At 49.3% G+C, this 22,280-nt stretch carries 17 protein-coding genes; 3 read left to right on the forward strand and 14 right to left on the reverse strand.

What is annotated here, in order from left to right; genetic code table 11:
- Positions 1 to 5: 5 nt before the first annotated feature.
- From FCL42_RS04100 to FCL42_RS04110, 3 genes are all read right to left on the reverse strand, one after another.
- On the reverse strand, positions 6 to 365 hold the full coding sequence (locus FCL42_RS04100) for a response regulator (protein ID WP_136862108.1): 360 nt from the start codon (positions 363 to 365) through the stop codon (positions 6 to 8).
- 9 nt (positions 366 to 374) lie between these two features.
- Positions 375 to 674, reverse strand: coding sequence for an STAS domain-containing protein (locus FCL42_RS04105; protein WP_136862109.1), 300 nt, complete (start codon positions 672 to 674; stop codon positions 375 to 377).
- Positions 675 to 871: 197 nt separating this feature from the next.
- Complete coding sequence (locus FCL42_RS04110; protein WP_136862110.1) at positions 872 to 1,594, reverse strand: YebC/PmpR family DNA-binding transcriptional regulator; 723 nt, start codon at positions 1,592 to 1,594, stop codon at positions 872 to 874.
- A 408-nt stretch (positions 1,595 to 2,002) separates the two neighbouring features.
- Here FCL42_RS04110 and trpB point away from each other — a divergent pair, with 408 nt between their 5' ends.
- Positions 2,003 to 3,199, forward strand: a complete 1,197-nt coding sequence (gene trpB, locus FCL42_RS04115; RefSeq protein ID WP_136862111.1) for a tryptophan synthase subunit beta — start codon at positions 2,003 to 2,005, stop codon at positions 3,197 to 3,199.
- A gap of 65 nt (positions 3,200 to 3,264) precedes the next feature.
- Here the strand turns inward: trpB and FCL42_RS04120 are convergent, their stop codons facing one another.
- Entirely contained in the window at positions 3,265 to 3,891 is a 627-nt protein-coding gene (locus tag FCL42_RS04120; protein WP_136862112.1) for a hypothetical protein, read from the reverse strand.
- A gap of 363 nt (positions 3,892 to 4,254) precedes the next feature.
- The gene (locus tag FCL42_RS04125; protein WP_136862113.1) at positions 4,255 to 5,547 is read right to left on the reverse strand and encodes a tyrosine-type recombinase/integrase; all 1,293 of its coding nucleotides are present in this window, start codon (positions 5,545 to 5,547) and stop codon (positions 4,255 to 4,257) included.
- Positions 5,548 to 5,626: 79 nt separating this feature from the next.
- On the opposite strand from FCL42_RS04125, the gene FCL42_RS04130 reads away from it, so the two are divergent.
- Together FCL42_RS04130 and fabA are read left to right on the forward strand one after the other, a co-directional pair.
- Complete coding sequence (locus tag FCL42_RS04130) at positions 5,627 to 7,294, forward strand: S16 family serine protease (protein ID WP_136862114.1); 1,668 nt, start codon at positions 5,627 to 5,629, stop codon at positions 7,292 to 7,294.
- Positions 7,295 to 7,358: 64 nt separating this feature from the next.
- The gene (fabA, locus tag FCL42_RS04135; RefSeq protein ID WP_136862115.1) at positions 7,359 to 7,907 is read left to right on the forward strand and encodes a bifunctional 3-hydroxydecanoyl-ACP dehydratase/trans-2-decenoyl-ACP isomerase; all 549 of its coding nucleotides are present in this window, start codon (positions 7,359 to 7,361) and stop codon (positions 7,905 to 7,907) included.
- Here fabA and FCL42_RS04140 read toward each other — a convergent pair.
- The 9 genes from FCL42_RS04140 to FCL42_RS04180 form a co-directional block, all read right to left on the reverse strand.
- Complete coding sequence (locus FCL42_RS04140) at positions 7,904 to 8,386, reverse strand: glutathione peroxidase (RefSeq protein ID WP_136862116.1); 483 nt, start codon at positions 8,384 to 8,386, stop codon at positions 7,904 to 7,906. The two genes, fabA and FCL42_RS04140, sit on opposite strands and share 4 nt — an antisense overlap.
- 247 nt (positions 8,387 to 8,633) lie before the next feature.
- The gene (gene rmf / locus FCL42_RS04145) at positions 8,634 to 8,810 is read right to left on the reverse strand and encodes a ribosome modulation factor (protein ID WP_136862117.1); all 177 of its coding nucleotides are present in this window, start codon (positions 8,808 to 8,810) and stop codon (positions 8,634 to 8,636) included.
- A 197-nt stretch (positions 8,811 to 9,007) separates the two neighbouring features.
- A complete protein-coding gene (locus FCL42_RS04150) occupies positions 9,008 to 10,963 on the reverse strand; it encodes a DUF3466 family protein (RefSeq protein ID WP_169308285.1) in 1,956 nt (651 codons plus the stop codon).
- 21 nt (positions 10,964 to 10,984) lie between these two features.
- Entirely contained in the window at positions 10,985 to 12,907 is a 1,923-nt protein-coding gene (gene uup / locus FCL42_RS04155; protein WP_136862119.1) for an ATP-binding cassette ATPase Uup, read from the reverse strand.
- Between the two features lie 3 nt (positions 12,908 to 12,910).
- On the reverse strand, positions 12,911 to 13,135 hold the full coding sequence (locus FCL42_RS04160; RefSeq protein ID WP_136862120.1) for a glutaredoxin family protein: 225 nt from the start codon (positions 13,133 to 13,135) through the stop codon (positions 12,911 to 12,913).
- Positions 13,128 to 15,257 carry a bifunctional 23S rRNA (guanine(2069)-N(7))-methyltransferase RlmK/23S rRNA (guanine(2445)-N(2))-methyltransferase RlmL gene (rlmKL, locus tag FCL42_RS04165; protein ID WP_136862121.1) on the reverse strand — a complete coding sequence of 710 codons (2,130 nt, stop codon included), beginning with the start codon at positions 15,255 to 15,257 and terminating at the stop codon, positions 13,128 to 13,130. Before rlmKL ends, FCL42_RS04160 begins: the two co-directional genes overlap by 8 nt.
- 94 nt (positions 15,258 to 15,351) lie before the next feature.
- The gene (locus FCL42_RS04170; protein WP_136862122.1) at positions 15,352 to 15,891 is read right to left on the reverse strand and encodes a cell division protein ZapC domain-containing protein; all 540 of its coding nucleotides are present in this window, start codon (positions 15,889 to 15,891) and stop codon (positions 15,352 to 15,354) included.
- Between the two features lie 211 nt (positions 15,892 to 16,102).
- Complete coding sequence (gene pyrD, locus FCL42_RS04175; RefSeq protein WP_136862123.1) at positions 16,103 to 17,128, reverse strand: quinone-dependent dihydroorotate dehydrogenase; 1,026 nt, start codon at positions 17,126 to 17,128, stop codon at positions 16,103 to 16,105.
- Positions 17,129 to 17,190: 62 nt separating this feature from the next.
- Positions 17,191 to 22,005, reverse strand: coding sequence for an NAD-glutamate dehydrogenase (locus FCL42_RS04180; protein WP_136862124.1), 4,815 nt, complete (start codon positions 22,003 to 22,005; stop codon positions 17,191 to 17,193).
- Positions 22,006 to 22,280: the final 275 nt, after the last annotated feature.

Consider the following 22,280-nt stretch of genomic DNA (forward strand, 5'->3'; position numbering starts at 1 on the left):
ATCCCCTAGATTACCTTGTTGATGGTGGCCAATAATGTATCGGGGTTGAATGGTTTTACCAGCCAACCTGTAGCCCCGCAGCGTTTGCCTTCACTTTTTTTCTCGCCACTGCTCTCAGTGGTTAAGATCAGAATCGGCGTAAATCGGTAGGGGCCAAGTTGTCTCAGCGCTTTCACCAGCCCAATGCCGTCGAGACGTGGCATATTGATGTCAGAAACGACAAGGTCAAAGGTTTGAGACTTGGCGATTCCGAGCGCCTCTTCTCCATCGTTTGCGGTGATGACTTGATGGCCTGCATCAGAGAGGGCTTGACTCACCATTTGGCGAATGGACGACGAGTCGTCAGCAGTCAAAATTCTTGCCATGGGGCGCTCCTAAGGTTGATTACTTAACTGGGAAAGGGCTATTCCGCAATACCGACACGATTGCGCTAGACAGTCAGAGATAGGTTCTATCTGCAGCGACCGCTGCTCTTGATGACATTGGTTAGCAAAGCTCAGCAACAATTGCAGACCCGCAGCGTCAATGCGCTCGATCTTGTCGCTTTGCAGATAAATAGAGGAGGGGGCTCTTGCGAGAATTTCGCTCAAAGCCTGTTTTACTTGGCTTACTTGAGCCACAGTCAAAGTCGCACCAAAAGAGTACTCGGCGCAAGACGCATCCATGTCTTCCATCGTTAACAATCCCTGTTAATCCACACCAGATTTCATCAGCCACAACATTCTTGTTTTAGAACATTTTTCCCTTGGTGTGGTTGAAGCGTAGAAGACTAAATTGTCACCATCAAGTAGAGAATAATTCTCATCTTCTAAAAGAAAGACACAAAAAAACCCAGCGATTGCTGGGCTTTTACAAAACTAAACTAACTGAATTAGTTCATGTTTTCTGCGTTGTGATAGACCTGCTGAACGTCATCGCAGTCTTCCAACATCGCCATAAATTTCTCAAATACCGCTACGTCATCACCTTCAATGTTAACGTAGGTTTGAGGAATAAAAGTGATCTCTTCAGCGCTAAACTTAATGCCTTCATAGGCTTCAGTCAGGGCAGTTTTTACCTTGAAGAATTCAGTGTGAGGTGCAAAAACAGTAATTACGCCGTCTTCAAGCTCAACATCGGTAACATCGATGTCAGCCATCATTAGCACTTCCAACACCGCGTCATCATCTTCGCCTTCAAAAGCGAATACCGCTTGATGGTCGAACATGTGAGCAACAGCGCCTGGTGCACCCAGCTTAGAGTCTGTCTTTACAAAGCTCTGACGAACTTCGGTGAAGGTGCGATTACCGTTATCGGTCAAGCAATCAACGATAACCATGCAGCCACCGGGGCCAAAGCCTTCATAGCGCGCAGGGGAGTAATCCTCACCGGCTCCGCCAGTCGCCTTATCAATGGCTTTTTCGATTACGTGTGCTGGAACCTGATCTTTCTTTGCTTTATCGATCAGTCGACGTAAAGACAAGTTTGAGTCTGGATCCGGGCTGCCGTTCTTAGCACAAACGTAGATCTCTTTACCGTACTTAGAGTACACCTTGGTCTTTGCCGCAGCCGTTTTGGCCATAGATAATTTGCGGACTTCGAAACTTCTTCCCATGAGGATCAGCTCTGTTTATCAGTCAATAGAAATGGATAACCGCTGATTCTAACAGCTTACAGAGCGGACTCAAATGTCGATTCCGGTTTTTGCGCATCCAAACAGCAATCAATTGATTTAATGCTTAAAAAGCAGGCGTGATGGTTTAGAACCGGCTCTTTCGTTAGCCCGCTGAGTGGCAACTTAGCAAAAGGAGTTCAACTGATGTTGGTGGAGGCTAAAGTTCAGCCATTCGCCCTTGACGTGTAAATTATAGCATACAGCCCAATTCGCGGACGTCACAAAAACCACGCTCACCGCTGAATTTTATGGAATTTTAGAAAGACAGGGTGGAATCATATTGTGACAAGCGTATAGTCAACGATACAAAATGAAAAAACACCTAATTTGTTCTAGGAGTATCACCAAATGACTGACTTTGCCCCTATGCCAGACACCAATGGATTTTTCGGCCAATATGGGGGCCAGTTGGTCCCACCAGAGCTCAAACAGGTGATGCATGAAATTGACTTGGCGTATGAAGAGATCCGTAATACTGAGAAGTTTCAAAATGAGCTGATGAAACTGTTTCAAGATTATGTCGGCCGTCCAAGCCCAATCTACCACGCACAGCGTTTAAGTGAGCAGTTAGGCGGAGCTCAGATCTACCTAAAACGAGAGGACTTAAACCATACCGGTGCCCACAAGATTAATCACTGCCTAGGTGAAGCGCTGCTTGCTAAATTCATGGGCAAGAAAAAAGTGATTGCCGAAACCGGGGCAGGACAACATGGCGTTGCGTTGGCAACCGCGTGTGCCTTAGTTGGGATTCCTTGTGAAATACACATGGGACAAGTGGACATTGAAAAAGAGCATCCAAATGTCACCAAGATGAAGATTTTGGGCTGCAAGCTTGTTCCGGTCACGCGGGGAACGGCAACCCTAAAAGATGCGGTAGACAGTGCATTTGAGGAGTACCTAAAAGATCCACAAAACACCATCTATGCCATTGGCTCTGTGGTTGGGCCCCATCCTTTTCCTAAAATGGTTCGAGACTTTCAAAGCATTATTGGCCGAGAAGCAAGACAGCAGTTCCAAGATAAGTATCAGTGCCTTCCTCACTATATTACCGCGTGTGTTGGCGGCGGCTCTAACGCCATGGGCCTGTTCACTGCATTCTTAAATGATGACGGGGTTAACATCGTTGGTGTGGAGCCAGCAGGGAAGGGCCTTGATACGGATATGCACTCAGCCACTCTGACCTTAGGTACCCCAGGTGAACTTCATGGCTTTAAGTGCTACGTGCTGCAAGATAGTGAAGGGCAGCCTCTTCCGGTTCACTCCATCGCTTCCGGTTTAGATTATCCGGGAGTTGGACCTCAGCACTGCTATCTGAAAGATATTGAAAGAGTGAATTATGAGTCGGTGACAGATGAGGAATGTTTGGAGGCCTTTATGACCTTATCCCGCGTTGAAGGGATCATTCCAGCACTGGAAAGCGCCCACGCTGTCGCTTGGGCGATGAAGAAAGCCAAGACATTGCCGCCTGAGCAACACATATTGGTGAACCTATCGGGCCGAGGCGACAAAGACGCCGATTACGTGGCTGAAAAACTGAATCTTTGATAACTGATTAAGCACTGTACCTACCTCCTATTCAATGACGATAGGGGGTAGGGAAGTGGCGTATCTTATCGAGCGTAATCTAGTAATTTTTGCTCCAGTTCCCCTGTCGCCATACAAACAACCCCATCACCATTGCTCTCTTCATACGCCGATTTTGTTGAAAAATCGAATACAAAGCTGTCTCTTTGAACTAGCTGATTTCCATTATTGCGGTATTCAATATCCGCCTTAAGTAGGTATTTGGTGTTTACACTGACCACGGTGTTTTCGCCTTCGGGTGCGAGATAGATATTGGTTCGGCCTTCAAGGTAGGTCTTTCTGTTGGCGTTAAACAGCACGCCAAAGTCATTGGTAAACGGAAATTGAGTCGATTGGGCAGGATCATAAACAAAGGATTGAGTGCCATAGGCGTTCTTAAACTGTCGTGTGGACAGGCCACAACTGACAAATTCCATTGGCCTTGAAGTCGAAAAAGAGACGTTAATAATCCGAGAGTTTTTCTCAATGTTATTGATAACAAAAAAGTCGGCAGCCAAATTGCGAACAAGGCGATCCCAGACCTGGTCAAAGTCTTGATTAAGAATGATCTGATTGTTTACGTGTTTAGAGTCTGGTTTGGCATATTGCAAACTCGATGACGCACAGCCAGACAATGTCAGCACAGAGACGGCCGCAAGGTAATGCAGTTTCATATTGGATAGCTCAAAACGGGTTTTAGATACAATGCATGTAAGCAATTCGAAGATGGGGCTCACCAATGAGTGAAGCGAGTGAATTCTTGCAAATTCATCAACGGAGAAACACCGAAAATCGCTGGGGCTCGGATTAAGTCTGCTCATAAAATAGTGCTAAGCTCTAAATCAATTATCAATAACACAAGGAGCAGATGAGTCATGGAAGTAGAGTTATCGAAGCGCGCTCTTACCAAGAGACATATCATTTACCATAATATACATTGTACGCATATAGGAATTTTGAGAATCGTATAGAACAGCCGTGGTTAGCAAGATGCCGATAAATAGCGTTATCGGCATTATTGCTTAGTCGTGGAACGACTAGGTTTCAGTTTGGCTTAGCTGATCAATGGGTTTATTTGATGCTGACTGATGTCGTTCAACTCGACTGGTGTACAGATATCTTGATGTGGTGTCGATGCTATCGTGGCGCGCGTCTGCCTGTACGTGGGACAACGGCCTACCATGGAGATTGATATCATGGCTAATGCCACTGTGGCGCAAACTGTGGCTGGACAGCATCCGCATCTCGTTAGCGTCCATCAGCAATCCATCAGCCGCCGCATTGTCTGCCGCCATTTGGATGACGTTATCCACCAACTCTCGCACTTGGCGGATGCCAAGGTTGGCTGCTTTAATGCCCGCATCACGTCCGTGACCCGAGGCTTTGTGCCGAACAAACAGCGGCGTTTGTTCATCTGGACTTGGCAAATCGCTTAATCCTAAAAATCGACGATATTGAATTAGCGCTGCCAACAATTCATTGGATACGGCGACGGTTCCGGACTTACCAGATTTACTCACGGGAACGAAAAATCCCCATACGCCGGTCTTTTTATCACGGCGAAACTGTCCCATGATCGGCGAAAACCCGGGTCTGGCAGACACCTCTGAGATCCGCAGATAACAGCTGTACATCAGAATAATCAGAAATCGGCTGCGCTCATGAACTTTAGGCTCTGTTTGCGCCATCTGGTTCACGGTACTGATTACGTAAGACCATTGAAGCTCACTGAAGCTTTTCAATTGCTCGTTATCTTCCCGCGATGTCTCGTGTTGATCTCGCCGTTTATAGCGTCCGGCGCGAAGTAAAATGGCCGCGGGATTTCTCTCAACGTAATCCAGATCGATGAGATACGAGAAAAAAGCCGATAACAGAGCCAGCTTGGTGCGAATGGCAGAGTGAGATAACTGATAACCAAGCGCTTCGCCCAAGGCTTTTTTACCTAAAAAGGGCCGCCAGTTTGAGTTAACTGCCCTACTTCCTTTATCTGTCTTAAATTGCGGCACATTGCAGTACCCGATCAACTCAATCGGGGGCTGTTGGCAAAAATCGAGGTATCGGGATAAGCGTCGGCGGTCCACATCGAGTATGGATGCCTGTTCAACGCGCCACAGCCAATTTAAAAAAATGGTTAACTCACTACGGTGACTTTTGAAGTTATTTTCTACGCTTTTTTGTTCCGTCAACCAATCAAAGCTGTACTCATAGGTCAATCCTGCATCTTCAACCTGACCTAGGATGATAGACGCCAAATCGGCGTTAACCTGTTCATTAGGCGTATCAAAAAATCTTAAGGTATCGAAAAGTGGCCTAAATGGATTCGGTGCCATGTCGTCCCCAAAAAATCAAAACTGTATATTTATACAGTATAGAGTAAAACTGCCACCAATCCATCCTGTTTGCGCTCTAATGTGGTATATTTCTCCTCTTTTTACTCAGTCGGAGAACGGCCAGTTGGTCAATCGCCAAACCTATAGACTTCACGAGTCACTACTGCAGCTTCAGATCCCAAGCACAACCTCATTCGCTGAGCCCAAAACGCAGTCTCCACTGCTGTTTGGCCAGCCTCGAGTCATCGAAGCTTGGCAAGGCCTGCTGTCCAATGGACACAATCACCTGTTCTTGGCCGGTATGCCAGGTCTATCGCCAATGGCCGTAGTACGCGCCCTACTCTCTGAGTTCCCCCAAGCACACTTCGGTGTTGATCGCGACACCTCGGTCTATTTTATGGATCGGATCATTAGTCGCATCGCGTTGATTGGTGATGAAAATCAGCCTGGTCTGCTGTTTCAAAAATCTCTACTGATCATCCCAGTTGAATATATCCTGGAACGTCCCGCCGCGTATTGGCCGCTAAAACAGGTGCTGGAGTGCGGCGGCGCACAGTTGGGTGACAACTGGCACGAACTGAAAAGTCAGGTGGTGATTCTGGGCAGCGCCGGCGATTACGACAACCTAAACGGCTTTGATGCCGGATTTAGTGACCGCTTTTCACTGTACGCCGAGTGCCAACCTGAGTGGGACATCGAAGACAACACTCAGATTGACTCTTGGTTAACCGCGGTAAACCAAGTGTGCCAACTCACTTGTGGACGCTCGCTTTCCATCGACGCAGCAAAAATGATGGCCCAGTACGCCAGCCGCTTAGTCGAACATCAGCATAAGTTGTCTTTATGCTGGGAGGAGTTGGCCAAGCTGTTTCGTTTGGCATCTCCAAGCGATGCCCCGTTGACCCGACAGGAGATTTTGGAACTTCAGTTGCGTCAACAGAATATGCACAACGCCTTAGAAAAAAGCTCCCACGAGGCCATTTTAGAGCAAACGGTGTTGGTACAAACCGAAGGGGAAGCGGTCGGCCAAATTAATGGCCTAACGGTGGTGGATTATTGTGGTCACAGCTATGGCGAACCAGCACGTATCACCACTACCGTGCATTACGGTGATGGCGAAGTTGCCGACGTTGAACGTAAATCTGAGCTTGGGGGTAACATCCATGCTAAAGGTATGATGATTCTGTCGGCGTGTCTGTACCGTCTGTTTGGCCGAGATGCGCCACTGCACCTCAACGCTAATATTGTGTTTGAGCAATCCTATCAAACCATCGACGGCGACAGCGCTTCTCTCGCGGAGTATTGCGGCTTGATCTCTGCCATTGCCGACGCCCCAATCTCTCAAGAGCTGGCGATGACCGGCGCAGTGGACCAATTTGGTAACGTGCAGGCAATTGGTGGTATCAATCAAAAAATTGAAGGCTTCTTCCGAGTTTGTGCCAGTCGCGGGCTAACCGGAAAACAAGGAGTCATCCTACCAAAAGCTAACGTGCGTCAGCTTAACCTAACGCAAGAGGTCGTTGACGCGGTAGCGAATGGACGCTTCCACCTGTATCAAGTAACAAAAGTAGAACACGCACTGGAGCTGGCAACCTCCATCCCAATGGCCGACGCCGACGAGGATAATCAGTACCCTAAAGACAGTTTGTACGGTTTGGTTCAGCGCCGTCTATTGCAGCTGATTGGGGATGACGACATGTCATTAACATTGTGGCAACGAGTTAAACACAGGTTTGGCCTTAGCTGATCGGAGTTGTTTAGCTTACATGTGTTCGCTAATCTGGCATCAGATTTTTTAAGGATGTCAGATTATGCCAGCTACCGCGACACAACTAGTGGCCACCGAAGAACAATGTGACCAGTTTTCTAAAGAGCAACTGATCGCCAGTGGCCACGGTGCCCTATTTACTCAAGAATCCCCTCGCCTACCTAAAGACAACATGTTGATGCTGGACCGTATTGCCCGCATCAGCGATCAAGGCGGTCGATTTGATAAAGGGGAAATCATTGCCGAGCTGGACATCGATCCGAGCCTTTGGTTTTTCGATTGTCACTTCGAGACCGACCCTGTTATGCCTGGGTGTTTGGGTTTGGATGCCATGTGGCAGTTGGTGGGTTTCTTCCTTGCATGGCAAGGCGCCAAAGGAAAAGGTCGCGCACTGGGCGTTGGTGAAGTGAAGTTTACCGGTCAAGTGTTGCCTACGGCGAAAAAAGTCACTTACCACATTCACCTAAAACGTGTTATCAACCGTAAGTTGGTGATGGGCATGGCCGATGCGGATCTCTTTGTTGATGGCCGCTTGATCTACCAAGCGACCGATCTAAAAGTGGGCGTCTTCCAAGACACCAGCCACTTTTAAAGTAGCTTTTTAATGTCATCGACAATCTGTTCAGGCTTGGTTGTAGGCGCATAGCGCTTTACAACCTGGCCTTGTTTGTCGACCAGGAACTTAGTGAAGTTCCACTTAATGTTCCTTCCCAAAATACCTGGCTTTTGCTGCTTAAGCCACGCGTACAACGGGTGCTCTTCCCGACCATTCACATCAATTTTCGCAAACAGAGGAAAGCTGATGTTGAAGTTCAAATCGCAAAAGCCTTTGATCTCCTCATCACTGCCCGATTCCTGCTTGCCAAACTGATTGCACGGAAATGCCAATACGGTAAAACCCTGTTCACCGAACTGCTGCTGCAGTTTCTCCAAACCTTGATATTGCGGGGTGAAACCACACGCACTGGCGGTGTTGACCACCAACAGCACTTTGCCGCTAAATTCCTCAAACGACGTCTCTTGTTGGTTATTTGCTACGGCCGAGAATTGATAGATGTTTTGCGAAGACATGGCATCTCCTTGCCTATGGGACTGAGTATAAACTCGAGTATACCTATTAGCCGGATAATCTCACCATAAAAGTGTTGAAAGTTAACGTATTAGTATTGCCAGTCGGCTTATAGAAAAGAGAAACCTAATCTGGTACTAGGCCCATGCACAGTCGATGCGGCCTAACAATGGAGAGATGATGATTGGTGCCTATAAGGCGCAAATGTATTTTAAAACTAGTGAGCCCCCTAGCGGAGGCTCATCCTGATTACTTGTTAAAAAGTCCGGTTACTCTGCCATCGATGGCGTCACGCCATCCTCCTAGCCAGCGCATTTTGGCGTCGACAGACTGATAGGGACAATGTTCCTTTGAACGACCCGATAAACCTGCTTGAAATCCTCGCGATTGTGCCCTTTCTAAACGATCTCGCTTTTGTCTTTTCATGTAACGCTCATCCTTCTTTTTTCGTGTGTACAGGTTGAGGAAGCAACGGCTTCACCCTCACTATTGGCGATTTTTCGATCGCATTCAAGGGGCAATTAAGACATTCCGATGGAAAATTTATTAAATTATTGAGAAAGCAGAAACTATTTTGGATAAAAAAAGGGAGCCTAAGCTCCCTTCATGTTTAAAACTGTCACTTACTTACGACGGCGGCGTAACCAAGCGACTGGTAACAGAGCCATCAGCCACAATGGCAAAGACGCGCCGCTACGTTCATTCGGCTCCTGAGTGCTGGTGTCGTTATCAAGTGGAATCTGACAACTCTGGCCATCGCTGCTTGGGCGAAGCACAACGGGTCGCGGCAGCTGATCCGTAATTGGCTTGCCGGTGGCGTCCGTTTCAATAACCACTTTAGTGACTGTTTCACCGGTATTTGGATCCGTCACCTCTTCGGTCACCACTTTACCGCTACTGTCGACCAACACACGAGGAAGCTCAACCAACGCCGTTCCCACGATTTCGCCATTGTCATTGATGCTGTTGGCTTCTACCACCACGAAATCCGCTTCGTAAGTGATAGGCTGGGCAAAGGTATCGTTGTCGGTGATCTTAAACTTAGACCACTTCTGGCCATTACTATCAAACCCGCCATTGTCGTCTTGCTGATAGCCACGAGACTCACAGGTCAACAACTCGTTTAGGTTAGTAAAGGCGCCCGTGTCCCCGGCTTTGTCAGCACTGTAGTCATACACAAAGGCGTTACGACGACGGGGTAATTGCTTCTGGACATCAACTTCAATATTACCGACCACTAAACCAGCATCGTTAATGTCTTTTGCGATACTGGCAAGATCGGTTTCGTTGCCAGCATTGAAGTCACGAGGCTCGGTGAAGTACTTCTCACCACTGTTTACGTCGTAGGTCCAGAACTTAGTACGCTGATAGCCACCAATGTAGCGAGCAACACTGCCCACGGCGATGCCGTTATCATTGATAGCGGTCGCGGTAGAGCCACGAAGACCATCAAAATCTAAATCGGTAGGGCTGATGATGGTGCCATCAGGCATCCAAACTTGAGCCCATGTATAGGACATCAAGTTGTTGTCGTTATTACGCTGGTTCGACTCACCAATTACGACGCCTTGGCTGTTGATGCCCAAGCCCAACGCCGAATAGATATTGCTGTCATCATCGTCAGGGGTAAAAGGAAGTGCTAGCGTCTTATCCAAGGTGGCGGTGCTGGATGTGGTATCCACCGTCCATACCGCAGGACGAAGCTGATAATTGATGGAGCTGCCGTTTTGAAGGTTTTGAATACAGACTTCAATGGGGTCTGGAGTTTCCGCATCGTTGAAGCTATTCCAGCAGCTATCGATGTTGTCTTTACTGTTTTTAGACAGTTCCGTGCTGACATAGCCAACCACTCGTTCGCTACCATTGTCTGAACTGGTAGCAATTGCCGATGCCACGGAGAATCCACCCACTTCAACCTGAGTTGCCCCTTCAACCTCTGAGGTGTAGAACGCGGTATCATCAGAAGGCGCTAATAAAAACTCGTCGTTACTTCCGGCTTTAACAAAACCGCGAGCTTCAAAATCGCGGTAGTAGAAGTTTGGATCGTCATCATCTTCCGATGGGGTTGGATCGGCAACCTTAGTTTGCGTACCCGAAACGCGGCCAACTCGGATGTCTTTGTCTGCATGAAGGCCAAAGTAAAACACATCTTTGGTAGCAGAGGCATCTTCATCATTAGGCGCAACTTGGCCGGCGATCGCATTATGAATAGCCTTCCACGCATCAGATTCTTCTAGCTCAAAACCAAAGTTGTTGCCTTGGAACGGACGGGTCACATTTGGAGTCAGTGCCGTGACTTCAGGAAAAATGGCATCGTCTACTTCACCAATCAGGCCACTGTTGTCGTCGTCATCACTGGTGTTGGTATTGTTTCGACCTTGGGCGATGCCAATGACCGCTTCTTGATTGTTGATGTCGCCACCGTAGCCATTTCGAGTCAATGGCAGTTGGCTGTTGGCAACGGAATACATGTCGTCGATGTTAACGATCTCATAAGCTGTCCATTGCTTTTCCGCCGCTTGACCATGAAACGCCGCTAACAGCGCCAGAGCCATGGTGGATTTTTTGTAATTAAACATCTTGTGGCTCATTCGTTCCCCTTAGCCTGAATTTTGCATTGTTTCTAACTCTTCCCAGCGATCAAAACACTGTTCCAAATCGGCTTCGCATTGCGCAAGTTGTGCCAGTATTGCGTTGCTCTTATTTGGATCCTGATCAAAAAAACTGGGTTCCGCTATCTGCTCTTGGAAAGCGGCGATTTGTGTCTCTAAAGACTCCATCTTAGCAGGAAGTTCATCGAGTTCACGTTGTAATTTGTAGGACAGCTTTTTTGGTTTAGCTGCCGACTTTTTCGATTCATTGTCACTCTTTGGCTTGGGAGCTTGTTCAACCTCATTCTCTGTTTTGAGCTGAGATTCTGAGAAGAACTTGGCCCCCAGATGCTGAGCATCGGTATAGCCGCCGACATACTCATGCCACAGACCCTTACCGCCGAACCACCAAGTACTGGTCACGGTGTTGTCGATAAACTCACGGTCGTGAGAAACCAGCAACAAGGTGCCTTGGTATTCGGCCAATTTGGCCTCAAGCAGTTCGAGGGTTTCGACATCCAGATCGTTGGTAGGTTCATCCATAACCAACAAATTTGCCGGTTTTAGGAAGAGTTTGGCCAAAAGCAGTCGATTTCGTTCACCTCCGGAAAGTGAACTTACTGGGCTTCGAGCCCGTGCTGGGGCAAACAGGAAGTCTTGCAGGTAACCAAGAACGTGTCGATCACGGCCGTTGACCATGACCGTCTGCTTACCATCGGCCACGTTATCCTGAACCGATTTCGTCAGGTCTAGATCGCTGCGGTGCTGATCAAAATACGCCACCTCAAGCTTAGTGCCCCGCTTTACTTCACCCTGTTGAGGCTCAATATCCCCAAGCAGAAGCTTAATCAGAGTCGACTTACCACAGCCGTTGGGCCCAATGAGAGCGATGCGATCGCCGCGAGCAACCAAGCGCTCCATATCAGAGACAATCGGCTTATCTTTCCAAGAAAAGGCCAGGTTCTTAATGTCGAAGACCAACTTGCCGGAACGTTCACCCTGCTCCATCGACATATTGGCATTACCCTGACGAGACAGGCGCTCTTTACGTTGTTGACGCATCGCTTTTAATGCGCGAACCCGCCCTTCATTACGGGTTCGACGAGCCTTGATCCCCTGACGAATCCAGGTCTCTTCTATGGCCAGTTTGCGGTCAAACTCTGCCGCCTGCTCCTCTTCAACCCGAAGCATCTCCTCTTTGGCCACCAGATAGTTGGCGTAGTCTCCAGGGAAACTCGCTAGCTGTCCCCGATCAAGATCCACGATGCGGGTGGCGGTGCGGCGAATAAAACCACGGTCATGACTGACAAACACAATGCTGCCGGCGAAGCCTTTTAGCATCTCCTCAAGCCATTCAATGGCATCGATGTCGAGATGGTTAGTAGGCTCATCAAGCAGCAATACGTCAGGGAGACGAACTAAGGCTCTGGCCAAAGCCGCTCGGCGCTGCCAACCTCCAGAGAGAGAAGCCATTGGCGTGTCGCCATTGAGCTGCAACCGGCTCAAGGTGTGGGTGATGGTCTGCTCTGCGCTCCACGCTCCCTGCTGTTCCATCTGTTCCTGCACTCGGTGCAGTTGGTTAAGCAGTGACTCGGAGGGGGTTTCCGCCACTTGAATACTCAAGCTTTGATAACGCTCAAGCAGCTCTCCCACTTCCGCAAGGCCCTTGGCCACGTAGTGATAGACGCTGCCCTCTTGCGCCCGAGGCGGATCTTGGGGCAGATAGGCGATCTTGATGCCAGAATCGATGGTCATGGTGCCATCGTCCATATCCTGCATCGACGCTAACACTTTCAATAAACTGGATTTACCGGCGCCGTTGCGCCCAACCAAACACACACGTTCGTTTTTTTCTAAGATAAAGTCGGCCTTATCCAGTAACGGTGTGTGCCCAAAGGCCAACTGGCCCTGATTAATTCGAATTAAGCTCATAACTTACGCATTTATAAATTGTTGTAGCGATTCGGCATCAAATGGCCAACCTAACTCTTCACCATCGGCACGTTGAATCACTGGAATCCGGACGCCATAGGCATCAATTAACCGCTGTGATTCAACGATGTCCATCAAGGTAACTTGGATACCAAGTTGTTGTGTGAGCTCAAAGGCTTGCTCACACAGATGACAACCTGAGGTGTGATACAGAGTTAAATTAGGCATGCTCAACCAACCAGGCATTGTGGATCTGCTTGTTTCTTGCAAAGTCCATAGACATGGTTTTGTCGCTGATGTTTTTCGCTTTCAATCCCAGTTGTGTGAGCCCGTCAATGTCCATCTTGAAGTTACGTTTATTGTTAGAAAACAAGATTGTACCACCCGGACGAAGAATTCGCTTGAGGTCTTCCATCAAGGATAAATGATCGCGCTGAATATCGAACGTGGTGTGCATTCGTTTCGAGTTTGAGAACGTCGGCGGATCGATAAAGATAAAGTCGTACTGACGATTACAACGCTCTAACCACTGCAAGCAATCCGCTTGAATAAACTGGTGCTGACGACCCTTAATGCCGTTTAGCTCAAAGTTATGTTCGGCCCAATTTAGATAGGTGTTGGACATATCAACGGTGGTGGTTGAACGAGCCCCGCCAACGGCGGCGTGCACAGAAGCGGAACCGGTGTAGGCAAACAGATTTAGAAAATCTTTACCTTGAGTGGACGCTTGAATCTGTTTTCGAGCCAAGCGGTGATCCAGGAATAAGCCGGTATCTAAGTACTCAGTGAGGTTAACCAGGAAACGCGCACCATATTCATTCACTTCCAGCTCAATCGCGCGCTTGCGCTGTTTTTGGTACTGGGCTTTGCCCTTCTGACGCTGGCGCGTCTTTAGCACAATTTTGTCGGAGTGAACGTCTAGAACTTGAGGAATCTGCCACATGATGTCCACCAAACGCTGTTTGGCCTTGGCTTCATCGATGGTTTTCGGTGGCGCATACTCGTGAACCACGACCCAATCTTGATAGCAATCCACCGCGACGTTGTATTCCGGCAGATCGGCATCATAAAGGCGATAGCAGTCGATATCTTGGCTTTTCAGCCATTTTTTACGAACCTTGAGATTCTTCTTGAGGCGATTTCCAAAATCTTCGCCGCCACGAGGGCCTTGCTGCTGCTCTTGAGCTTCAAGATCCGCCTCACTGCGAGCGCGAATGGCGTAATTGGCCAGTTTCACTTCCAAGTTGGAGTTAAACAGCTTGTACTCTTTACTTGGGCGCATCTTAAGCGCGCTGAACAGCATCGCTTCGCTGCACAGTAAGCTCAGTTGCCAATCGCCGAAGTGGCGACGGAAATGCTGCCCCAGATCCGAATACAAACCAATAAGGCCCGATAAGTTACCAATACGCTCACCATAAGGCGGGTTGGTTACAATAAATCCTGGTTGTTCGGTTTTGGGAGTCACATCAAGGGCGTTAGAATGAGACAGGGTGACCAGATCGCCAATGCCGGCGCGCTGGGCATTTTGTTTTGCGATGCCCACTACTTTTTGATCCAGATCCGAACCGAAGAATTGGGTTTGGCACGCCTTTACGCCGCGGCTGCCACGCAGGGAAGCCTCGTTTTTGGCTTCGTCCCACATCGCTTCGTTGTGACCCTTCCAGCCATAAAAGCCCCAATGCTCTCGTAGCAGCCCTGGCGCTCGGTCGGCAGCCATCATGGCCGCTTCCACAATCAACGTGCCTGAGCCGCAGAATGGGTCCATCAGTGGCTTGTCCATCTGCTTGACCCAGCCGCTACGAATCAGCATGGCGGCAGCTAAGTTTTCACGGACCGGCGCTTGGCCATGGTCGGTTCGATAGCCCCGCTGGTGCAAAGGCGCACCGGAGAAATTCAAGCCCAAAGACAGCTTGCCACCTTTTAATACCGCATCAATCTTAATGTCCGGATCGACCTTGGTAATGCCTGGGCGCTGACCGGTATCTTCCATGAAACAATCCACCACGGCGTCTTTCAGCTTTAGCGCACCAAACTGACTGTTGCGGATGGCGCGGTTGGTGCCATGAAAGTCGACCATGAAACCACGTATGCTGGAGAAGATACTTGGCCAATGGATCTCTTTGACGTTGTCGTACATCTGCTCAGCGGATTCCGCTTCCACCTCGTCAATCACCATCACCACGCGGCTGGCCAATCGAGACCACAGACAAATACGGTAAGCGGTGGCGAGATCCGCGTGGAAATGGACCACGGCGAGCCCCTCGTGTACCTGTTCGGCACCGAGTTGGTTGAGTTCATCCACGAGAAGGTATTCAAGGCCCTTAGGGACGGCGGCGTAAAAGCGCTTCATGGCATTCCGATCAATAGACTAAAACGCCTATTATACCGCGCTTTGGTTACCTAAGCCTTGGCAATTGTGAGACGAGTGGTGGAATTAACAGCAGTTAAGCGGCAGAAATGCGATGTGACGCAGCCGCTGGCAATGGAGACAGGCGATCGTTCATCACCTTAATGGTCTGAAAGCACTCAAGTTGTTTATATTCCGATAGCGCCAAATTTTGCGACAGCAGCATCACCACCGAAGCATCCTGATCGGCTTCCACCACCAACACGAGGCCCGATTCGCCTTGATTGTTAACCAACTGGCACAATTTGCCTTTACGGCTAAAGACGATGGATTGGCTCACTTGAAAATGCCAACTCTTTGGCATGGTAGGCAAGGTAAAAAACGCTTTGGCCGTGGCGTTCAATGCAACCTGAACCATTTGTGGCTCGGTCAGATTGAGATTGGCGGATAATTCACGAATCACGTCATTGTAAAAATCAGCGTGGCAGGTGCCAAACTGCATGGTTTGCAATGCGTCAGGAATTAAGCAGTCTTCACCGTAGGGGGTTAGAAACATCATCTCTCCCAAGTCTATTGCTAGACGGGAGTGTTGCGGTTCAAAAAACCAACGCCAATTTGAGCAAGGCATAAGCAACATGATTGATACTCTAACAAGGAGGATGAAAATTATACTAATCTATTTAAATAAAAAAGTGCAAGTTTTTATCTTACTATTTTTTAAACATCATTTAAATTCGGATCGATCATATTTTGATCAGAGAAACGATCGCCGATCGCTTTTTTATAATTTATGATCAAAAAACAGGCTGTTTTTGGCAGCCTGTTTTTATCCGTTAAATAAAACGATCTTATTTTCGTTTTAGATAATCTTCAGTAATGTCTTTGATCAATTGTGGGCCGTTATAGATAAACCCGGTATAGATCTGAACCAGTTTTGCACCAGCATCGATCTTATCCATGCCATCTTTGCCGCTATCAATACCGCCCACACCGATGATTGGCAATTTACCATCAAGGTATTCTGCGGTGAGCTTAATCACTTCGGTCGCGCGCTGTGTCAGGGGTGCGCCGCTAAGACCGCCAGCTTCAACGTGCTCAGGCAGATGCTTAACCGCGTCTCGCTCCAGCGTTGTGTTGGTTGCAATTACGCCATCAAATTGATGAGTAATAAGAGCATCACAGATCTGTTTTAATTCCTCATTGGAAAGATCCGGTGCGATCTTTAATGCAATGGGAACATAACGGCCCTGCTCTTTTGCCAGTTGCCCTTGACGCTCTTTCAAACTGCTTAAGAGATCATCAAGCATTTCTCCATATTGCAGGCTTCGCAATCCTGGGGTATTTGGAGAAGAGATATTCACAGCAATATAATCGGCAACCTCATAAACTTTATCCATACAGAAAAGGTAGTCGTTCTTACCCTCTTCTAATGGCGTGGTTTTGTTTTTACCAATATTGACCCCAATAATGGCATTGCCACGATTACTGGCCTTAATATTACGAACCATGGCATCCACGCCGCCATTATTAAATCCCATACGATTAATAATGGCACGCGCAGGTTTCAGGCGAAATGCTCTCGGCTTGTCGTTACCAGGCTGCGCCTTTGGCGTTACGGTGCCTACTTCAATATGGCCAAAGCCCATGGCGACGAAGGCATCGATGCTTTCGGCATCTTTATCCATACCGGCGGCAAGGCCGACCGGATTCGGAAAGGTTAACCCCATGCATTCGATGGGTGCCGCTGGCACATTCTGGCTATACAGGCAGGAAAACGGCGTATTGGCCGTATAGCGGAATGAGGTCATGGCAAAGTTGTGGGCGAACTCAGGACTGGTTTGGAATAGGAATTTTTGGGCGATTTTGTAGAACAAGGGTAAGCTCCTATCTTAAAAAAGCCCCGTCTGAAACGGGGCTTTATTTGTAATTATTATCCTTAGCTGTCGCAGCGCATTATCAGCAGGTTCAACTCTCGAAGCGCCACTGAGAACTTAGCGAACTCGTGGTTCTTGGAGCTGTGGAACTCCGCCATCATGTGCAGCCAACGGTCTAGGGTTTGTTGGTTCTCTTCTACCCAGGTATTGATGATGCTGTCCGCATCGCAACTACCTACGCAGTTTTTCAGCACAACGGATGTCAGTAAGCGTTGCTGCCAATCCAGATCTTCACGGAAGGCAGCTCGCGCCAATGCTTGCCAGTGGTTTAACACCGGCTGCTGACCAATTTGGTCTAGGAACCAGTGCAGCTCTATGCCGGCACCCAGTTTAAAGTAGGTTTCGGCAACCAGTGACACTGGCTTCTCCTCGGCCTTGGCGATCTCAGCAATGTCCAATGCGGAGAACAAGGTGCTCAGATGGGACATTCTGCGAGCGATTGTCGGTGAAACCTGTTGTTCTTGCAAGCTTTCCGCCACTTTAGCCAAGGCGACAATTTCGTCCTCAACCAGAAGCTGATCGATGTTCGCGTCCAGCTCTTTGACCACATCTTTGTAGAATGCGGTGGTTTGCTCAATGGACAAGGAACGGTTGCGGTGGCGCAGGAACCAACGGGTTACCCGGCGTAGCGAACGGCGCAGTTGCGACAACAGGTCACTTTGCACCGCGGCGCTGGCGCTCAACTGAGTGATCTCTTTGCTTAACGCTTTTGAATCAAACACCTGACAGGCAACAGTGTAACAGATAGCCACCTCTTCAACTGCGGCACCGGTCTCATCTTGCATACGCTGGATGAAGTTAAGGCCCATGTCGTTGATGATGTCATTCGCCAGATCGGTGGCGATGATCTCGCCCCGCAGTGGGTGAGCAGACATCTGAGTGGCGTAACGCTTCTGCAGCTCCTGTGGGAAGTAGTTCGTCAGGCGTTTGGCCAAGAACTCATTCTCAGTGATCTCCGGTGACACCAGCTGCTCTTTAAGCACCATCTTGGCGTACGCAACCAACACCGACAGCTCAGGGCGAGTAAGCCCAACGCCAGCGGCCAAACGCTCATTGAGTTCATCTTCGTTAGGCAGAAACTCAAGGGCGCGGTCAAGCTTATCGATCTTCTCTAGGTGCTGAATGAAGCGGATCTGCTCTTTTAGCTGCGATGCCCCTTCAATCTGAGTCACGGAGATGCTCTGAGCCTGATCGCGACAATCCTGGAGCACAATCTCCGCCACTTCGTCGGTCATCTCTTCTAGCAGCAAGTTACGCTGCTTCACCGTCAGATCGCCCTCAGCCACCAATTGGTTGAGCAAAATCTTAATGTTCACTTCGTTATCAGAGCAATCAACGCCACCGACGTTGTCGACAAAGTCGGTGTTGATGCGTCCGCCCTGCTTGGCGTATTCGATTCGGCCAAGCTGCGTCAGGCCCAAGTTACCGCCCTCGCCAACCACTTTGGCGCGAAGTTCATGGCCATCGATGCGCAGTACGTCGTTAGCACGATCGCCGACATCAAGGTTGGTTTCGCTGCTGGCTTTCACATAGGTGCCGATGCCGCCGTTCCAAACCAGATCCACTTCCATCTTAAGCAGGTAGCGAATCAGCTCATTGGGAGCCATCTGGTTTTTGTTGCTGCCGATCATCTTTTTGATCTGCGGCGTCAACTTAATGGACTTAGCGCTGCGGTTAAATACGCCACCGCCTGCTGAGATCAATTTGGCATCATAATCTTCCCAACTTGAACGCGGCAAGGCGAACAGACGCTCACGCTCTTGGTAGCTGCGAGCAGAATCTGGATCCGGGTCGATAAAGATGTGCATGTGGTTAAAGGCAGCTTGCAAACGAATGTGTTTAGACAGCAGCATGCCGTTACCAAATACGTCCCCAGCCATGTCGCCAATGCCCAAACAGGTAAAGTCGGTGGTCTGGCAGTCGGTGCCTAGTTCATGGAAGTGACGTTTCACCGACTCCCACGCACCGCGAGCGGTAATGCCCATCTTCTTATGGTCGTAGCCGTATTGTCCGCCTGATGCGAAAGCATCGCCTAACCAGAACTGATAGTCCTCAGAGATGGCGTTGGCAATATCGGAGAACGTGGCGGTGCCTTTGTCCGCCGCAACCACAAGGTATGGGTCATCTTCATCGTGACGAACCACCTGCTGTGGCGGGGTCAATGTTCCGGCAACGATGTTGTCGGTGATGTCCAGCAGCGCGCTGATGAAAATTTGGTAACAGGCTTTGCCTTCCGCCAGCATCCCTTCACGATCTGCAGGAAGGTTCTTACACACGAAGCCGCCCTTGGCACCGGATGGCACAATTACGGTGTTCTTCACCTGCTGAGCTTTTACTAGGCCCAGCACTTCGGTACGAAAATCCTCGCGTCGGTCTGACCAGCGCAGCCCGCCGCGCGCAACTTTAGCACCGCGAAGGTGAACCCCTTCTACGCGAGGTGAGTAGACGAAAATCTCAAACTTCGGCAGCGGCAGCGGCATCTCTGGGATGTCTGCAGGGGAGAACTTAAAGGACACGTAGCTCTTGTCCTGTCCCTCATTGTCCAGCTGGTAGAAGTTGGTACGACAGGTGGCCTGCATCAACTCGATGTAGCGACGGATGATACGATCGTCATCCAGGTTACTCACCTCTTCCAATAGATCATTGGCTTGCTCGATGAGCTTAGTGAGGTCGCGCTTGGCTTTAGAACTTGGGTTGAACTTCTTATCGAACATCTTCACCAACAAGGTGGCGATGTGAGGATAGTTACCCAGGGTCTCTTCGACGTAGCTTTGAGAGAAGGTTCCGTCGATTTGGCGCATGTACTTGGCGTAGGAGCGCAGGATGCTGGCTTCACGGCCGGTCAGGCCAGCGCTTAAGATTAAGCGGTTAAAGCCATCGTCTTCCAACTCGCCCTGCCAAACTTTGGCAAAGGCATCTTGGAATCGACCTTGGGAGGCGTTGATGTCCAGTTCCGAGGCAGTGGCCAGCGTCATATGGAAATCCAGCACCCAGTAGGTTTGACCATCGGTGGTGGTGATGCGATATGGACGCTCACCAATCACGCGCAGACCAAAGTTTTCCAACATGGGCAACACGTCAGACAGATGAATTGGCTCATCTTTGTGGAACAGTTTCAGGCGAACCTGATTGGAGTCCAGCGCCACCTCTTGGGGCTGATAGAACAGCATGTCCAGCAGTTTGCTGTCTGACAGTTTTGCCAGCTTCTCAACGTCAACTACCGCCGCCGATGGCAACACGTCCTCTTTGTAACTGCGCGGGAACCCTGGCAGGTAATTGTTGGCAATTGACTTGCCCTTGGCCTGACCAAAGGTTTTACGCAGGGCGTAATCCACCTTGTCTTCCCAGGAGCGAGCCAACTCCACCAAATTGTTTTCCAATTCGGTTACGTCAATGTCCATATTATTGTTATCTACCTTCACCAGATAATGGGTACGCGCCAGAGTCGATTCAGAGAAGTAGGTGGTGAATTCCACGTCGATCTGGGTATTGAAATAGTTGGCCAACAGCTTCTGGGTATTGATGCGAAGCTGGGTGTTATATCGGTCTTTCGACACATACACCATGGCTGAAATAAAGCGACCAAACAGGTCCTTACGTAGGAATAAACGTACTTTATCTCGATCTTGCATCTGCAAGATGCCCTGACCAATCTCCAGAAGCTCCGCTTCGGTGGCTTGAATCAGCTCATCCCGAGGGTAAGTCTCCAGTACGTTCATCAGGGCTTTGTAATCATGGGAGCGTGGCGCCAGCTTGGACTGCTCCATGATGCGGTCAAGCTTACCAGCCAGCAGCGGAATCTCTTTCGGGCTGCGGTTATACACGTTGGAGGCGTACAAACCGATAAAGCGGTCTTCGCCAATCACCTTGCCTTTGGCGTCAAAGCGCTTCACGCCGACGTAGTCGATGTATGCTGGGCGGTGAACTCGGCTTTTGGTATTGGTTTTGGTCAACACCAATGGGTAGCCATTAAGGGCTTCTTTGCGAGCGGCTTCCGGCAGTTCGGACAGCATCAGGTGTTTGGCATCAGAGTTGGAACGCATCATCCCTAAACTGGTGTCCATTTGAGGAACCAGTTCGATGTCGCCAGCGACGGTTTTCAGGTCGTAGCGGCGATAACCAAGCAAGGTGAAGTGGTGGTCCAGCAGATAATCGACAAATTCGGTGGCTTCCTTTTGCAAACCGGACTTGTGCTTTTTACGCATGGAAGCAACGGTGTCCGCCAATTTGTCGCGCATTGGCTCCCAGTCATCCACAGACGCCTTTACGTCTTCAACGACCGAGGCGATCTCGGATTCAATCTGGCCAATCTCGTCGTTACTGGTGAGGTTGTCTACCTCCATATAGAACACGGCGATACGCTCATCGTCGGCTTTGGCGTCTGACAGCGAGCGAAGCTCAACCACTCTGCCCTGCTCATCACGACGAATGCCCAGAGGCACGTGAATCAGCAGGTGCGAGGTGACGCCAAGTCGGTTAAACGCCATGGTGATGGAGTCCACCAAAAACGGCATGTCGGGTTGAACCATCTCAACCACGGTGTGGATGGATTGCCAACCATGGGTACTTTGTACCGGATTAAACACTCGACTGAAGGACGCATTGGCCTGATTGCGGTTCAGGCTATTCCATAAGCTGATGATGGCGCCGTAAAGATCGCTGTCGGTGCGGGCGTTTAAATCATCTCTTGAGAGTGTACCGTAAAGTGTGTGGGCAAACCGTTCGACGAGGATGGCTTCCTCTTTTGCTAGGTTACTGTGGATGAGACCAACCACGTTTTCTAAAAGGACGGAAGGGACAGTATCTTTGTTAGCCATGTTGCTTATTCCCTCTGCTGCTATGGCACCAGTTTTTTATAATTGTGATTCAATCAGTTGACGATCACTGTTCACCGCTCAACTGCAGCGAAGTGTATCACCAAATTTTCCAAACTGTGAGCACAATCCCCTTTCGCCAGCGGCTTTACTTGGCAAAGGTCACAGCCCTTTTGCGCAATCTGCCACATTTGTCCCCTTTCTATGCAACAAAGGCCGCATATTGCGGCCTTTTTATTCATTAACTGATTTTTCGATTGCGTTAGCGTAATTTTCAT

The sequence above is a fragment of the Ferrimonas aestuarii genome, assembly GCF_005116665.1.
GTDB lineage: Bacteria > Pseudomonadota > Gammaproteobacteria > Enterobacterales > Shewanellaceae > Ferrimonas > Ferrimonas aestuarii.

What these genes read in the sequence shown, in the direction of transcription:
- FCL42_RS04100 (WP_136862108.1), bottom strand. Translation starts at nt 365, where the DNA reads ATGGCAAGAATTTTGACTGCTGACGACTCGTCGTCCATTCGCCAAATG.
- FCL42_RS04105 (WP_136862109.1), bottom strand. Translation starts at nt 674, where the DNA reads ATGGAAGACATGGATGCGTCTTGCGCCGAGTACTCTTTTGGTGCGACT.
- FCL42_RS04110 (WP_136862110.1), bottom strand. Translation starts at nt 1,594, where the DNA reads ATGGGAAGAAGTTTCGAAGTCCGCAAATTATCTATGGCCAAAACGGCT.
- trpB (WP_136862111.1), top strand. Translation starts at nt 2,003, where the DNA reads ATGACTGACTTTGCCCCTATGCCAGACACCAATGGATTTTTCGGCCAA.
- FCL42_RS04120 (WP_136862112.1), bottom strand. Translation starts at nt 3,891, where the DNA reads ATGAAACTGCATTACCTTGCGGCCGTCTCTGTGCTGACATTGTCTGGC.
- FCL42_RS04125 (WP_136862113.1), bottom strand. Translation starts at nt 5,547, where the DNA reads ATGGCACCGAATCCATTTAGGCCACTTTTCGATACCTTAAGATTTTTT.
- FCL42_RS04130 (WP_136862114.1), top strand. Translation starts at nt 5,627, where the DNA reads ATGTGGTATATTTCTCCTCTTTTTACTCAGTCGGAGAACGGCCAGTTG.
- fabA (WP_136862115.1), top strand. Translation starts at nt 7,359, where the DNA reads ATGCCAGCTACCGCGACACAACTAGTGGCCACCGAAGAACAATGTGAC.
- FCL42_RS04140 (WP_136862116.1), bottom strand. Translation starts at nt 8,386, where the DNA reads ATGTCTTCGCAAAACATCTATCAATTCTCGGCCGTAGCAAATAACCAA.
- rmf (WP_136862117.1), bottom strand. Translation starts at nt 8,810, where the DNA reads ATGAAAAGACAAAAGCGAGATCGTTTAGAAAGGGCACAATCGCGAGGA.
- FCL42_RS04150 (WP_169308285.1), bottom strand. Translation starts at nt 10,963, where the DNA reads ATGTTTAATTACAAAAAATCCACCATGGCTCTGGCGCTGTTAGCGGCG.
- uup (WP_136862119.1), bottom strand. Translation starts at nt 12,907, where the DNA reads ATGAGCTTAATTCGAATTAATCAGGGCCAGTTGGCCTTTGGGCACACA.
- FCL42_RS04160 (WP_136862120.1), bottom strand. Translation starts at nt 13,135, where the DNA reads ATGCCTAATTTAACTCTGTATCACACCTCAGGTTGTCATCTGTGTGAG.
- rlmKL (WP_136862121.1), bottom strand. Translation starts at nt 15,257, where the DNA reads ATGAAGCGCTTTTACGCCGCCGTCCCTAAGGGCCTTGAATACCTTCTC.
- FCL42_RS04170 (WP_136862122.1), bottom strand. Translation starts at nt 15,891, where the DNA reads ATGTTGCTTATGCCTTGCTCAAATTGGCGTTGGTTTTTTGAACCGCAA.
- FCL42_RS04180 (WP_136862124.1), bottom strand. Translation starts at nt 22,005, where the DNA reads ATGGCTAACAAAGATACTGTCCCTTCCGTCCTTTTAGAAAACGTGGTT.